Genomic DNA, 14156 nt, shown 5'->3' with positions numbered 1-14156 from the left:
ATTTAAGTATATCACAACAAAAAAACAGGGGGATCTATTTGATCCCTCCGTCACGTTTAAAATTCTTTAAATTGAAACACCCAGCTTGCTTGTCACTTCCATAATTGCTTGTTCCATGATAGCGATCATTGCTTTTAGATCTTCATAACTACTAGCATATGGTGGCATAAAAACAATTGTATCTCCTAGTGGGCGTGATAGCATCCCAAGCTCTCTCATTTTAAGAGTAGTCTGGTAACCAACGCGCTCTGTCCAAGGGAACGGTTGCTTCAATTGTTTGTCTGCTACAAGTTCTATTCCGATCATTAATCCAAGTTGCCTTATATCCCCGACATGCGGAAGCGACTTTAACGAGGTTAATTGTCCTCTGACAAAAGCCGCCTTCTTTTCGACATCTTCTATTACATCATCCTTCTCAAAAATATCTAAATTAGCGAGTGCTACAGCACACCCTAATTGATTACCTGTATAGGAATGCCCATGAAAAAAAGTTTTTAACTCCGTGTAGTCTGCGTAAAATGCATCGTAGATCTTCTCCGTTGTCATCGTTGCAGCAATCGGTAAATAGCCTCCAGTTATTCCTTTGGCAATCATCATAATATCTGGCTCTACCTCTTCATGCTCAACAGCAAACATCTTACCTGTTCTGCCAAAGCCAGTTGCTACCTCATCAACGATTAAAAGCACATCATACTCTTTACAAAGTCGTTCGACTCCTTTTAAATATCCTTCGGGCATAATGTGCATGCCGCCAGCTCCCTGGACCATGCCTTCCATGATAACCGCTGCGATTTCTTGTCCATTTCCACTTAGAACTTTCTCAAGTTCGTCCAGAGATTGATCACGGATTTCCTTGTGGTCCACCAATTCATTTCGATAGATCGTTGGAAAAGGTATTTTGTAACTATCAAACATTAACGGCTTATACGTAGTGTGAAAAATATCAACAGCCCCTACGCTGATTGCCCCAACTGTGTCCCCGTGATAACCGTTCGTCACAGTGACAAATTTTGTTTTTTCATGAAACCCTTTGTTGCGCCAATATTGGAAAGCAATCTTCAAGCCTATTTCCACAGCTTCTGCTCCGCTATCTGAATAGAAAACCCTTTTCAATTTTTCTGGTGTTAGCTGAACAAGTCTCTCCGCTAACTCAATCGCTGGGCGGTTCGCTGCTCCAAGAAGTGTCGTATGTGCGACTTTATCAAGTTGAGCTTTAATGGCATCATCTAACTCTTTTTTCTTGTGTCCGTGAACATTTAACCATAAAGAAGAGTATCCATCATAATAGCTTTTCCCCTCTGTATCATAAAGCATAACGCCTTCACCTTTTTCAATTACTAGAGGATCAGCTTCATAATCTTGCATTTGAGTAAAGGGAAGCCAGAGTAGTTCTTTACTTTTTTGAATAAGCATTTCTTTTTGCATCTCTTTCCACCTCACAAGCTTTTAATAATGAATCAGTCGAGCTCATTTTTGAGTACTTTCGTACATTGTCCGCAAGTGGTTCTTCTAACTTAGGAATCATTGATACAATAGGTACTTGGTTCATCTCCTGGAGCATTTTAATGTTATCTTTTTCTACAAAATCTGGTTTGACTGAGCACTCGTTCAAAAGCAACCCAGCTACCTTTACCCCTTTACTTTTTGCATACTGAATCGTGAGGGCTGCGTGATTCAAAACGCCAACTTTTGACTTGGCGACAACTAAAATCGCAAAGCCTAGTTTTTGAACAAGAGTCGTTAAAGTAACCCCACTAGTATCTAAAGGAACGACTAATCCTCCCGCTCCTTCAATCACAACATACTGATGCTTTTTTTCTAACATTTCTACCTGTCTCAAGATTTCATCTAGACAGATGCTTGATTGCTCTTGTTTTGCTGCTAAATGCGGAGAGCAAGGTTCATTATATGTATACGTAGTCGGGGCGGTTGCTTCTGTTCCTGCCACCTCTTGATAGAACTCAACATCAGGTTGATCGGTACGGACCCCTGTTTGAATCGGTTTATAACCTACAGCATCTATCCCAGCTTCCCTTAATGCATGAATCACATAGGCTGTTGCTACCGTTTTGCCGACTTCTGTATCTGTGCCTGTTATAAAAATCCCTGCCATTCTTCCGCCTCCCAGTCATACTTTTCTAAAAATTAACATTAATTAACGCAATAATCAATACAATTAGACAATATTGTTAACTTTTTTTATTTTTAAGTTTACAATTAATTGTCGGTGAATGATTCTATAAAGTTTTAAATGAGGTTAGCTCGTAATGGAAAAAAGACTCGCGTAAAAGAGTCGTCACAACTTAAAAAGAAACCTCCCGCTATGGCGAGAGGTCTTATTTTTAGGGTTTGGTCACCTTAGTATTTATGAGGTCTTTACTTGCTGATAAACAGTTTCCATTTGTTTATCTTTAATCCAACCTAAGAGTTCTACCTCTTTTTCAGTCAATTCTCTACCAAGCTTACATTTACATTCTACTAAGAGCTCTTCATACCATTTTTCAAGTGCCATGTGTAAATGTCTCCTTTGCGTAAAACTCCAATAAAAGGGGAAAGCTTGACCCATTATTGTGTAACATAACCCTAGTCTATTCATACATGCTCTACATTATGCTCTTCATATTATTCATTCTATCTGAATATTCAAAATCCTGCATCAATTAATTAAAATTCATTAGCTAATTTTTATCATATTCTTTGTAGGAGATGGGACACGTTCATGTAAATGTCTAGATGTGAGTTCTTGGTAAAGCAACTCTAAAAATTCAGAATCCAACTCTAAGTCCATCGCTTTTAAATAAGCATCAATTAAGATATCATTACGGATTTGTTCCATTTACCCTCAGCAACCTCTTTTCATTCTATTTATAAACCTTTTTTATCATACGCTTGCTTCATACGATCTAGTGCTTTTGCTAAGGTGTCTCTAGAACAAGCTAAATTCATTCGTTCAAAATGCTCTCCTTCCTCTCCGAAGATCGGACCATGATTGAAAGCCACTCTTGCTTCATGTAGGAACCATTGATTTCTCTCTTTAGCAGGCATATCAAGTTGTTCGCAATCAAGCCATAAAAGGTATGTCCCTTCAGGTTTAACTGGCTTAATCTTAGGCATATGTTCCCCTAAATAATCTTCTACAAATTGATAATTGGCTTGTATATAGTTCATTAATTCCTCTAGCCATCCCTCCCCGTGACGATAAGCAGCCTCTGTTGCAGCTTGAGCAAAAATATTAATAGAGCTGAACGTGGATTGAATAAACTGTTTTAGTTTTAATCTTTTCTTCGGATCAAAAACGACTGCATAAGAAGCTTGAATGCCAGCTAAATTAAACGTTTTACTTGGAGCAAGACAAGTCAACGTACGCATTGCCATATCTTCATTGATTGATGCAATTGGAATATGCGTCTGACCATCAAAAAGAAGATCTGCATGGATTTCATCAGAGATGACAAGCAAATCATGCTTTTGACACAATTTTGCTAGCTTCTCAAGTTCATCCCTTCTCCACACTCTTCCTACTGGGTTATGTGGGTGGGAAAGCAATAAAATTTTAGTCTTATCTGTAATTAAGGATTCTAGTTGAGCAAGGTCCATTTCATATTGACGGTCGTTCCGTTTTAACGGATTTTTCAAGATCACACGATTATTCTTTTCTACCACATCATAAAAAGGGTAATATACCGGCGTTTGAATGATAACTTCATCTCCTGGTTCGGTAAAAGCTTGTATCATGTGACTGATCGTTGGTACGATCCCTGATGTGTAAATGAAAGTCTCACTGTTCACTTCCCACTCATATCGCTTCTTCAACCATTCACATATTGCTTCATCTACTTTAGAAGAAGGAGCTGAATAACCAAATACACCATGTTCTGCTTTCTCTTTTAATACGTCTATGACAGGCCTTGGCGCTTTAATATCCATATCAGCAACCCAAAGTGGTATGACATCTCTAGCTCCAAAGCGAGCCTCAGTCATATCCCATTTCATCGAGTCCGTTCCTAGTCGGTCTACTACAAATTCTAATTCATTACTCAAAACAATCCTTCTCCTTCCGTTAAAACCAATCAAAAAGGTGCCTAAATAGACACCACTACCTACTATTCAATATAAATAGGCTTATTTCCTTTTCATTCTACAAAAACAATCATTATTATGAAATTTAAGGCGTAAGACCTACTTTATACTTCCTTACCTTTATCAACCTTTTCTTTTCACTTCATGACTTAAATTTCTTCCTGCTAATCCTTCGACAATATGATCGGCTGCCATTTGAGCCATTTTCATTCTCGTATCGATTGCCGCACTACCTATATGAGGAAGCGCTGTTACGTTCGATAAACTCATAAGAGGATGATTAGCTGAGATCGGCTCTTGCTCAAACACATCTAAACCTGCAGCGTATATCTGCTGATTACTCAGCACATCATAAAGCGCCTCTTCATCAACATTTGTTCCACGAGAAGTATTAATAAAGATAGCCGTCTTTTTCATCTGATCGAATTGTTCACGACCAATCATTTTATTCGTTTCTGGCGTTGAGGGTGCAAGTAAAACGACATAATCAGATTTCTGAAGCAACTCCTCCATTGATACATAAGTTGCGCCAAGAGTAGCCTCAGCCTCTTTCTTTCGAGAACGATTATGATAAAGGATGTTCATTGAAAAGCCTGCAGCTCTCTTTGCTACCGCTTCGCCAATACGCCCCATACCAATGATCCCAATCGTGGCACCGGAAACTTCTGGTCCCGTTAAATAAAAAGGCCCCCAGCTCTTCCATTCGTCCTTACGAATCACATCCATTGCCCCGACCAATCCTCTGCCGCAAGCAAGGATTAAAGCAAATGTTAAATCAGCGGTCGCATCCGTTAAAACTCCTGGAGTATGACCAACTTTAATCCCTCGTTTTCTAGCTTCTTCTATATCAATATTGTCATACCCTACCGCCATCGTGCTAACCACTTTTAAATTTGGGGCATGCTCGTACAATTCTACATTAATATCATCTGTTAAATTAGTCAGCAGAGCATCCGCATCCTTTACTTCTTCTAATAAAAGGTCTCGTGGCATCACTTCATTCTCATGCTTCCACATCATTACCTCATGTTCTTCTCTTAACTGATGCAATATAGAATCAGGTAATTTCCTCGTTACGACAACTTTCATTTTCATTTCCACTCCTTTCTCTCTCTAACCTATTTCTTTCTACTTAACTTGACGAATTCCTTCACTATCGTACTACAGTACTAATTGTCACGTATTTGACAAGCCAGAAGCAAGGAAATGAACTTACATTTCTAGAAAGGAATATAGTGAGAAGTAATGATTGGAGGAATAACAATGAGCTGGTTTGATGATGTATATAAGGAGTACGAAAAAAAAGCCCAAGACGATCCTTTGCCTGGAAAAGGAAAACCGCTCCCACAAAGTTCCCTTACTGGTGATGTCTTAGACCGTACGATAAGAAATGCAAATTATCTTCCCCCATGGATCAAACTGCAACACGAAATTCGTGATGAACTCAACCAATTATTAAAGGGACAACCTAGTGCATATGAGGAAAACATTGAATTAATCAACAATAAAATTCGCAAATTCAACCTCTCATGTCCCCCCTCTTTTCAGAAGAGGCTTATTACTTCAGCCAACTTACCTGAGCAGTTGAAGCAATGGGAGTAAAGAAGAGAGTTGCTTGCCCTTAAGATATTTTTGGCTTTTTTATTACATGACGCCATTTAGCAGGCAACTCGTATGTTTCTAAATGTTCGTAGGTGAGAACCTTAATCGTCTTGGGTAGCACAGGAGATACCTCTAAAGTGACCACGTCTTTTCCAACCGCAATATGCGGACCAATAACAGGTGTTACCTCAAGTGTGATGACAAAGTGAAAGGAGCGAAACCCCTCCATTCTCTCTATTTGTTTAAGTTCAATTTCATAAGGATACACGACAGGATTCTCTTTCAAAAAGTCAAAATAGTATTCGTTAATGGGGGTTGCTACAGAGTCCAATACGAGCAACATCATAAGATCTTGAACTTTTAGCTCCGTCGAATCATATTCTAAACTTTTAGCTTCACCTAAGCTTGGAAAAGGAATCAGTATCACTGTAAGTAAAATAAGAATGGAGATTTTCTTTTTCATCTTTTTCTCCTTACTTCGTATTCATCTTACCTTTTCCTCTATTAGGGATAAACATCCATCAAAATACAAAAAGAACTGTCTCCACATTAGGGGAAACCGTTCTTTTCCCTTTACAACCTTAAAGCTAGCCTAATCATATCTCTACACTGAATCCCATTTTCATATATCTCTTCTGAATAATGTTTTATGAAAAAATCTTGTTCAATCCCTGTAACTCGAAATCCACATTTATGGTATAAGGCTAGTTGATTAATACTGGAATTACCGGTACCGATTTCAATCCACTCATAGCCTGCTACCTTTGCATTTTTAATTGCGTCCATGATCAAAGCCTTCCCTATCCCTTGTCCTTGAAAAGCTTCTAGTACAGATATGTTCATAATCTCCACCGTATTAGCTCTTCTTGCTAAAAGGACATACACTCCAATTATATTTCCATCCTTTTCAGCGACATAGCATGTACCCTTTTGACAATATTCTTTTACTAATTCTAATGACGGGTCTGCCTCTAATAGTAAGTCGATTGGCAATGGTGCAGTCTTTGCTAACACATGTATATTCATCTAACTACCTCATTTTCTCTTCTTTATCGCTTTTAAGTTTACCTTAAAATAAGACTGAACGATTCATTTCTTTCATCATAAAGAAAGAACAGCTCTAAAAAAGAACTGTTCTTTCTTTATTGATCTACGTCGTCATCTATTTTAATAATAACCACGGTTAGGGCTGCTATCAGAAGCTTGTCGGGCGTTAGTTCAAATCCAATTCTATTTGTAACTTCGCTCACTCCAGCCTCTTCCCCATCAACCAATACTATTCCCTTGGTTAAATCCTCTTGCAGGGTCAACGTTCGCTCTTTATGATCGGCATTCACAAACACATAATACGTCCCCGTCCCATCAGTTGATACATTCTTATAGCCAATTAGCAAATCCGTTTCTTCTACTTCTGGTGCTTTAATTAATGTTACATGTTTATCAACCAATTCTTTTGAACCTAACCTAAACGCATTTGTCGATCTTCTTAACCGAACCAATCCAGCTGTATATGCTCTTGTCATATGATGAATGGGACAGATTTCAGAACTCGTTACCTTCCTCCAATCAAAGCTATTTATTCGATCAGATGAATTGTACGAATCGTGAATAAAGAATGGATACGTAAAAGGCTTACCTTCCTCATCTACCATGTAGGTTGATTTATAAGGAGCGACCTCGGTTTGTTTTCTATATTGTTTAGTCCGGCCATATTCTTGACCAGCATGAAGAAAAGCAGTCCCTTGACTAGTAAGCACGAGTGCATTTCCTAAACGAATTCGTTTGTGAATTTCTTCTTGATGAAATTCAGGGTCTTTCTTAATCGATTGGGCAATGACATCATGAAGAGTTAAATTGTCATGCGCTTCAATATAAGGCACAACATCTCCCGGGCTGGTAGCAACAAAATTATGAGGTTGTGCTTTAATATTATCGAAGACTTGAGAAATACTTCTCGCTCCATTCGTCAAAAACCTTGGTTGACCTTCGCTGCCATAACCTGACTTTAACTCATTTCTAAACTCATCTGAAAACACACCCACACTATCGGTATGCTGCATCCAGTCTTGATCAGCAGCCGTGACATGCTCTTCACCCTCATCTCCTACAAAGGTTCGCCAACCTTCTCCTATCATCACAATGTTAGGATTGAGTGCTTTTGCTTGATCAAATGCCAATTGGATACTCTGGCTATCATGATCACCCATCATGTCAAATCGGAACCCATCGACCTTAAATTCATTTACCCAGTATAAAATGGAGTCAATTAATACCTTTCTTGTCATGAAATGAGTTGTTCCTAATCTCCCTCCGCCAAAGCTCGTACGCGGGGTACCATCTGAGTCCATAAAATGATAGTAATGGGAAACAAGGTTCTCGAAGATTTCTACTTGCGCTGTATGATTGTAGACAACATCCAAAATGACACCCATACCTCTTTTGTGAATTTCTTGAATGAGTATTTTTAACTCTTCGATTCTACGGCTTGCCGAATTAGGATTATCCGAATACATCCCACTAGGAGAGAAGTAATTATGCGGGTCATAACCCCAATTATAATTATTGCCCTGAGAAGAATACTCAAGTTCTCTCACTTGGTTCTCCCTCTCATTTCCTTTGTAGTAACTCATAATAGGCAAAAGTTGAATATGAGTCACACCTAATTCTTTTATATAATCAAGCTTATTGACAAAAGCTGTATAGGTTCCAAATTGCGCAGATAACTCACCCTCAATTAACGGGTCAGATGTAAAATCCCTAACATGCACCTCATAGATAATTGCATCTTCTCGTTTTTCAAAACCATCAATCGTCGCAAATTCCAGATCTGGCCCGATCATTGAAGGGTTGACAATTGCAGCTTTCCCAACAGAATAGCCCCCACTATGATCCCAAGCAGCCATTGATTTCGCGTACGGATCTAGCCCTAATTTCTTTTGGCCGTTTGTATCTATTACATAATGATAGTAATAATTCGTAAGATCTTGGATTCCAGTGTTCTCTTCATTAAGAGTAATCTGCCATACGCCGCCTTTTCCTTGTTCCATTAATAGGTCATCTTTAACCACATTAAATTGATCCTCTTTATCATAAAGGATTACGGAAATCGTCTCTGCAAGCGGGGACCACAATGTAAGGGTAGCGCTACCATCTGGGTGAAGAATAGCTCCAAGTTCACCCTCATACTTATACAAATCATCCATTAACTTCCAATTCAAACGCAGGGAGATGACCTGATCTCTAAAAGTCACAGTGAATGGGGCTTGCTCGATAGAAAATGTTCCTGTGACTATCACCTCATCATTCTCTTTCATTTCAATCTGCTTGATTGCAACCAAATTCCCATGCTTATCTTTAAACTCTAATCCATCATTTATAATACTTTCATCATATAGATCATCGGTTTTCACTACTTTTATCTTTGCCTCAGTAGGAGATATGATCTCTCCGGAACTTAGATAGATTAACTCATTACCTATTGGAGGTGTATTCATTCGTCATCACCCACTCTCACCAATTAGAATGTGCTTTAATACTAGCATATGCACCAATTATCAACATGTGTCCTTTGATCACAATTGATCGGTAGTAAAGATAAGATACAAAAAAGCATATAAGATATCATCCTTATATGCTCTGTCATTTATAATGAAAATATGTCATTTTGATTCAACTTCCCTTAACGATCCTTTGCTTTACCAACTTCTTCTTGAACATTTCCTTTTACTTTATCTTTTTTACCTTCCCCTTGAAGCTTTCGGTTGTTTGTTGCATTTCCAACTTGATCCTTCACTTCACCTTTTGCTTTATTTACTCCGCCTTTAACCTTATCTGATACTCCGTTATTATTCGTTGCCATTGTCAATTCCTCCTTTGTATTTAGAGGTATATAACCTTTATTTGCTCGCTATAAACATTAACTTTTAGGTGTTAATATTCTTTTTTCCTCATTTATCACTACAGCCACATTAAAAAGGCTTGAGCTTCCACTGTGGTAAGCGTCGTCTATACCTGAAACATCAACTTCTAAAAAGACATTAACCCATTGATTACTACGTGGGGCGATGGAAAATGGATGAGGGCTAGCACCATTTAATAGGGAGAAGACTGAAAAAGGGTCGGTCCAATATTTTTCTTCAATAAAAAGCAGTTCCCCTTCCAGAGAATGATTGCTGTAATTCTCGAGCAGCACATCACAATTTATAACCATAACTCCCCTATTATTTTGTTCATAGTCACACGTTGTAGACCTTTGTTCGAGCGCATATACGCCGCTAGCAAATGTATGTTGATACAGCGATATAACCGTAGAAGGTGCATAAATAACGAGTAAAAAGACGAGTGGAATGACATACCTCTTTCGCCCTTGTTTTGTAGCGTAAGCAACAATATATAAGCCAACTATAAATAAAATGGTGGTTAGAATCCCCACATAGTGAACACCTAGCTCTAATTCCATGTTGGAATAAATCGGTATTCCTAGTCGCAATCCAACTTCTTCTCCTAAAGTACGACTATAGGGATAAGGAAAGCTGATAATAATAGATAACAAAATAAGACCAAGTCCGATTAAAAAATTCCGTGTATGCTGTACCATACGCCACCTCCATAAATAGTCACTCATTGATACGATCACCGCCACTTTAATTAAAATACAAATTTGGATTATATCCCCTATTTTATCATAGCTTTTTAAGCGGGAGTGGATAAACTTGAACAGACTTTAAGGGTTACAGTATGGTAAGATGACTAAAGATATAAATTGGAGAATGTGTATAAAGGAAAGGTGTTATAAATGAGTGTATTAACTGTAAAGAACTTAAGCCACGGCTTTGGCGATCGCGCAATTTTTCATGATGTTTCATTCCGTCTGTTAAAAGGTGAACACATCGGATTAATTGGGGCAAATGGTGAAGGTAAATCGACGTTCATGAACATTATTACAGGCAAATTGATGCCCGATGAAGGAAAAGTAGAATGGTCAAAAAAAGTACGTGTAGGCTACCTTGATCAACACACGGTTCTAGAACGCGGTATGACGATGCGTGATGTACTAAAAGGCGCATTTAAATATCTATATGACTTAGAAGCAGAAATGAATGCCATCTATGACAAAATGGGTGATGTATCACCTGAAGAACTTGAAAAGTTACTTGAAGATGTCGGTGTGATTCAAGACACGTTAACAAACAATGATTTTTATATCATCGATTCGAAGGTTGAAGAAATCGCTCGCGGTCTTGGCTTAGATGATGTAGGTCTTGAAAAAGACGTTGAAGACTTAAGTGGTGGACAACGTACAAAGGTCCTTCTAGCTAAGCTCTTACTTGAAAAGCCAGATATCTTGTTGCTTGATGAGCCGACAAACTATTTAGATGAACAGCATATTGAATGGTTAAAGCGTTACTTGCAGGAATATGAGAATGCATTTATCCTTATTTCCCACGATATTCCATTTTTAAACAGTGTGATTAACCTCATCTATCATATGGAAAACCAAGAATTAAATCGTTATGTTGGGGATTATGATCACTTCCTTGAAGTGCATGAGATGAAAAAACAACAGCTCGAAGCTGCGTACAAACGTCAACAACAAGAGATCTCACAACTTAAAGATTTCGTCGCTCGTAATAAAGCTCGTGTGTCGACACGTAATATGGCGATGTCGCGTCAGAAAAAGCTTGATAAAATGGACGTGATTGAACTAGCAAAAGATAAGCCAAAACCAGAATTCAACTTTAAAGAAGCACGTACGACTAGTAAGTTGATTTTTGAAACAAAAGATCTTGTAATTGGCTATGATGAACCCCTCTCTCGTCCACTTGATCTACGTATGGAACGTGGGCAAAAGATCGCTTTAGTTGGGGCCAACGGAATTGGTAAAACGACTCTATTAAAGAGCCTTTTAGGCATAAATAAGCCACTGGCTGGATCTGTTGAACGTGGTGACTATCAAGAAATTGGTTATTTTGAACAAGAAGCAAAAGATTCATCAAATACATGTATCGAGGAAATTTGGCAAGAGTTCCCTTCTCTAGGACAAGCTGAAGTCCGGTCCGCACTGGCAAAATGCGGGCTTACGACAAAGCATATTGAAAGTAAAATGATTGTTCTAAGCGGGGGCGAAAAAGCAAAAGTCCGTTTATGTAAATTAATTAACCGTGAATCAAATATTCTTATTCTTGATGAGCCAACAAACCACTTAGATGTCGATGCAAAAGCCGAACTACAACGTGCACTTAAAGCTTACAAAGGCAGTATCCTTCTAATCTCTCACGAACCTGAATTTTATGAAGGTGTTGTGACCGATGTGTGGAATTGCGAGAGTTGGACGACGAAATTAGTATAAAAAAGATGGCACCTCCTTGTTGAGGTGCCTTTTTTCGTTTAGCTCCTCTTCATTGGGGAATGATGACTTTAATAGTAATAGGAGGTGCACGTTATGAGCTTTGATTATGACATGGACTTTAAGAACATTGATTTCCGCAAAAATCGAGAAAAATATCGTGTTGGGCGTGGGGAGCAAGGTGTTCTTTTAGTTGAACCTTACAAAAGTGAAATTCTACCACACTGGCGTTTTAAAACGCCAGATATTGCTAAGGAATCCTCCGATAAAATCTATGAACTCTTCTTAGAATACAAAGAGAAGAATGATTTCGTGGGAATGGATATGGCCCGTAAATTCATTCAAATGGGCTATACACGAGCAAGACGATATGCCAATTACAAAGGCGGTAAGAAATATGATAAAAACGGTAATGTAGTCGAAAGGGAGATTGATGATACAAAGGCAGAATCAGCAAGGATTTTCGAGAAAAAGTGGAAGATCGTACGGACCGATGAAGAGTATTTAAAACAAAAGAAAGAACACCAAAAAAAATACGGTTGACCCCTTCTCCTCCTTACACTCTACTACTTTTCCCTTCCTCTATTTTATATTTAGCTGTTTTAATTAAACGTTTGTTTAACCTCCAAAGATGTTCAAAGCTGTGGTACAATAACGCTTGTCTGTAAAAAATAAAATGTCCATGACCTATTGAGAAACGATAGTTTTTGATACATCTTATAAAAAAGGAGGAACCTCCACTTATGAAACATACGCCTTTTATTGCAGTTGAAGGTCCAATTGGAGTTGGAAAAACTTCTCTTGCTAAGGCAATTTCTGCTCATTATCAATATCATCTATTAAAGGAAATTGTCCATGAAAATCCATTTCTAAGTAAGTTCTATGAAGACATTCAAGAATGGAGCTTTCAAACAGAGATGTTCTTTCTCTGCAATCGGTATAAACAACTTGAAGACATTCAACGTAAATACTTAGCTACACAGGTTCCCGTTGTTGCTGATTATCATATTTATAAAAATATTATTTTTGCCAAACGTACGTTAAGAGAAGATCAATACGATAAATACACGGCGATATATGACATTATGACCAATGATATGCCGAAGCCAAATTTCATTATTTACCTTCAAGCTAGTCTTCCCACTCTCTTAAAGCGAATTGAGATGCGTGGACGTGAGATGGAACAAAAAATGGACCCTGATTACCTACGCCAACTTTCTGAAGACTATGAAATAGCTATGGCGAAATGGGCACTTGAATACCCTGATATTCCAATTATACGCATTAATGGTGATAAACTTGATTTTGTCCAACATGAACAAGACCTCAATAAAATTTTCACTATGATAGATGATGCAAGAAAAGAAGGAGCTTTTTGTCTTGAACCTACGAACTAAATATAATATTCCTGAAGACGCGATTTTAACGATTGCTGGAACAGTCGGTGTCGGTAAGTCGACCATGACAAAATCAATTGCCAAGGCTCTTGGATTTCATACTTCATTTGAAAATGTTGACCATAATCCCTATTTAGATAAATTCTATGCGGATTTTGAACGTTGGAGCTTTCATTTACAAATCTATTTCTTAGCTGAACGATTTAAAGAACAAAAACGCATGTATGAACAAGGTGGTGGATTCGTTCAGGACCGTTCCATTTATGAAGATACAGGCATCTTTGCCAAAATGCATGCAGATAAAGGAACGATGACTCCGGTTGATTATGAGACGTACACAAGTTTGTTTGATGCGATGGTTATGACCCCTTTCTTCCCACACCCACATGTCCTCATTTACCTTGAAGGAAGCCTTGATGATATTATCGATCGTATTCAAGAGCGCGGACGTGAGATGGAACAACAAACTCCTCTTACTTACTGGGAAGAAATGCATAAGCGTTATGAAACTTGGATCGAGTCCTTTACGTCTTGTCCAGTTTTACGCTTAAATATTTCTGACTATGACCTACTCGCGAATGAAGATGACATTGAACCGATCATTGCTAAAATTGCTGCTGTCATTGAGAGTAATAAGTCCGTCCACCAACTATAAAAGAACTCCCCATTTGACGAGGTCAGATGGGGAGTTCTTTAGCTTCTTTTATATTATAGGATTCATATTTACCCTT

General features: G+C 38.3%; 16 protein-coding genes. 5 read left to right on the top strand and 11 right to left on the bottom strand.

Annotation, left to right across the window (positions count from 1 at the left end; translation table 11 throughout):
* Positions 1-66 precede the first annotated feature (66 nt).
* The 6 genes from bioA to AB3N04_RS14795 all read right to left on the bottom strand — a co-directional run bounded on the left by bioA (position 67) and on the right by AB3N04_RS14795 (position 5169).
* The gene (gene bioA / locus AB3N04_RS14820) at positions 67-1425 is read right to left on the bottom strand and encodes an adenosylmethionine--8-amino-7-oxononanoate transaminase (protein ID WP_368503476.1); all 1359 of its coding nucleotides are present in this window, start codon (positions 1423-1425) and stop codon (positions 67-69) included.
* On the bottom strand, positions 1394-2113 hold the full coding sequence (gene bioD, locus AB3N04_RS14815) for a dethiobiotin synthase (protein ID WP_368503475.1): 720 nt from the start codon (positions 2111-2113) through the stop codon (positions 1394-1396). The genes bioA and bioD overlap by 32 nt, the downstream gene beginning before the upstream one ends.
* Positions 2114-2365: 252 nt before the next feature.
* Positions 2366-2512, bottom strand: a complete 147-nt coding sequence (locus AB3N04_RS14810; protein ID WP_368503474.1) for a hypothetical protein — start codon at positions 2510-2512, stop codon at positions 2366-2368.
* Positions 2513-2674: 162 nt separating this feature from the next.
* Complete coding sequence (gene sda, locus AB3N04_RS14805; RefSeq protein WP_317123518.1) at positions 2675-2836, bottom strand: sporulation histidine kinase inhibitor Sda; 162 nt, start codon at positions 2834-2836, stop codon at positions 2675-2677.
* 29 nt (positions 2837-2865) lie between these two features.
* A complete protein-coding gene (locus tag AB3N04_RS14800) occupies positions 2866-4041 on the bottom strand; it encodes a MalY/PatB family protein (protein WP_368503473.1) in 1176 nt (391 codons plus the stop codon).
* A gap of 162 nt (positions 4042-4203) precedes the next feature.
* Entirely contained in the window at positions 4204-5169 is a 966-nt protein-coding gene (locus AB3N04_RS14795) for a 2-hydroxyacid dehydrogenase (protein WP_368506065.1), read from the bottom strand.
* Positions 5170-5343: 174 nt separating this feature from the next.
* Here AB3N04_RS14795 and AB3N04_RS14790 point away from each other — a divergent pair, with 174 nt between their 5' ends.
* Positions 5344-5682 carry a DnaJ family domain-containing protein gene (locus tag AB3N04_RS14790; RefSeq protein ID WP_368503472.1) on the top strand — a complete coding sequence of 113 codons (339 nt, stop codon included), beginning with the start codon at positions 5344-5346 and terminating at the stop codon, positions 5680-5682.
* A gap of 19 nt (positions 5683-5701) precedes the next feature.
* Here AB3N04_RS14790 and AB3N04_RS14785 read toward each other — a convergent pair whose 3' ends face one another.
* The 5 genes from AB3N04_RS14785 to AB3N04_RS14765 form a co-directional block, all read right to left on the bottom strand.
* Positions 5702-6145, bottom strand: a complete 444-nt coding sequence (locus AB3N04_RS14785) for a DUF3888 domain-containing protein (protein WP_368503471.1) — start codon at positions 6143-6145, stop codon at positions 5702-5704.
* Between the two features lie 110 nt (positions 6146-6255).
* On the bottom strand, positions 6256-6708 hold the full coding sequence (locus AB3N04_RS14780; protein ID WP_368503470.1) for a GNAT family N-acetyltransferase: 453 nt from the start codon (positions 6706-6708) through the stop codon (positions 6256-6258).
* A 116-nt stretch (positions 6709-6824) separates the two neighbouring features.
* Positions 6825-9176: a pullulanase gene (locus AB3N04_RS14775; RefSeq protein WP_368503469.1), complete on the bottom strand. Its 2352-nt coding sequence runs from the start codon at positions 9174-9176 to the stop codon at positions 6825-6827.
* Between the two features lie 185 nt (positions 9177-9361).
* Complete coding sequence (locus AB3N04_RS14770; RefSeq protein WP_317123512.1) at positions 9362-9541, bottom strand: CsbD family protein; 180 nt, start codon at positions 9539-9541, stop codon at positions 9362-9364.
* Positions 9542-9598: 57 nt separating this feature from the next.
* Positions 9599-10279, bottom strand: a complete 681-nt coding sequence (locus AB3N04_RS14765) for a hypothetical protein (RefSeq protein ID WP_368503468.1) — start codon at positions 10277-10279, stop codon at positions 9599-9601.
* A gap of 198 nt (positions 10280-10477) precedes the next feature.
* Between AB3N04_RS14765 and AB3N04_RS14760 the strand changes: the two genes are divergently transcribed.
* The 4 genes from AB3N04_RS14760 (at position 10478) to AB3N04_RS14745 (ending at position 14080) form a co-directional block, all read left to right on the top strand.
* Positions 10478-12031, top strand: a complete 1554-nt coding sequence (locus AB3N04_RS14760) for an ABC-F family ATP-binding cassette domain-containing protein (RefSeq protein ID WP_317123510.1) — start codon at positions 10478-10480, stop codon at positions 12029-12031.
* Between the two features lie 93 nt (positions 12032-12124).
* The gene (locus AB3N04_RS14755) at positions 12125-12571 is read left to right on the top strand and encodes a DUF4385 domain-containing protein (RefSeq protein WP_368503467.1); all 447 of its coding nucleotides are present in this window, start codon (positions 12125-12127) and stop codon (positions 12569-12571) included.
* Between the two features lie 200 nt (positions 12572-12771).
* Entirely contained in the window at positions 12772-13425 is a 654-nt protein-coding gene (locus AB3N04_RS14750) for a deoxynucleoside kinase (RefSeq protein WP_368503466.1), read from the top strand.
* The gene (locus AB3N04_RS14745) at positions 13409-14080 is read left to right on the top strand and encodes a deoxynucleoside kinase (protein ID WP_368503465.1); all 672 of its coding nucleotides are present in this window, start codon (positions 13409-13411) and stop codon (positions 14078-14080) included. Before AB3N04_RS14750 ends, AB3N04_RS14745 begins: the two co-directional genes overlap by 17 nt.
* Positions 14081-14156: the final 76 nt, after the last annotated feature.

Source organism: Alkalihalophilus sp. As8PL (genome assembly GCF_040939795.1).
Classification (GTDB): domain Bacteria; phylum Bacillota; class Bacilli; order Bacillales; family Bacillaceae_D; genus Alkalihalophilus; species Alkalihalophilus lindianensis.
This window is presented reverse-complemented; position numbering and strand designations above follow the sequence as displayed.

Excerpts from the sequence above, each read along its gene's own strand:
- AB3N04_RS14795 (WP_368506065.1), bottom strand. The coding sequence starts at position 5,169 with ATGAAAGTTGTCGTAACGAGGAAATTACCTGATTCTATATTGCATCAG.
- bioA (WP_368503476.1), bottom strand. The coding sequence starts at position 1,425 with ATGCAAAAAGAAATGCTTATTCAAAAAAGTAAAGAACTACTCTGGCTT.
- sda (WP_317123518.1), bottom strand. The coding sequence starts at position 2,836 with ATGGAACAAATCCGTAATGATATCTTAATTGATGCTTATTTAAAAGCG.
- AB3N04_RS14760 (WP_317123510.1), top strand. The coding sequence starts at position 10,478 with ATGAGTGTATTAACTGTAAAGAACTTAAGCCACGGCTTTGGCGATCGC.
- AB3N04_RS14750 (WP_368503466.1), top strand. The coding sequence starts at position 12,772 with ATGAAACATACGCCTTTTATTGCAGTTGAAGGTCCAATTGGAGTTGGA.
- AB3N04_RS14765 (WP_368503468.1), bottom strand. The coding sequence starts at position 10,279 with ATGGTACAGCATACACGGAATTTTTTAATCGGACTTGGTCTTATTTTG.
- bioD (WP_368503475.1), bottom strand. The coding sequence starts at position 2,113 with ATGGCAGGGATTTTTATAACAGGCACAGATACAGAAGTCGGCAAAACG.
- AB3N04_RS14775 (WP_368503469.1), bottom strand. The coding sequence starts at position 9,176 with ATGAATACACCTCCAATAGGTAATGAGTTAATCTATCTAAGTTCCGGA.
- AB3N04_RS14780 (WP_368503470.1), bottom strand. The coding sequence starts at position 6,708 with ATGAATATACATGTGTTAGCAAAGACTGCACCATTGCCAATCGACTTA.
- AB3N04_RS14810 (WP_368503474.1), bottom strand. The coding sequence starts at position 2,512 with ATGGCACTTGAAAAATGGTATGAAGAGCTCTTAGTAGAATGTAAATGT.
- AB3N04_RS14790 (WP_368503472.1), top strand. The coding sequence starts at position 5,344 with ATGAGCTGGTTTGATGATGTATATAAGGAGTACGAAAAAAAAGCCCAA.
- AB3N04_RS14770 (WP_317123512.1), bottom strand. The coding sequence starts at position 9,541 with ATGGCAACGAATAATAACGGAGTATCAGATAAGGTTAAAGGCGGAGTA.
- AB3N04_RS14785 (WP_368503471.1), bottom strand. The coding sequence starts at position 6,145 with ATGAAAAAGAAAATCTCCATTCTTATTTTACTTACAGTGATACTGATT.
- AB3N04_RS14755 (WP_368503467.1), top strand. The coding sequence starts at position 12,125 with ATGAGCTTTGATTATGACATGGACTTTAAGAACATTGATTTCCGCAAA.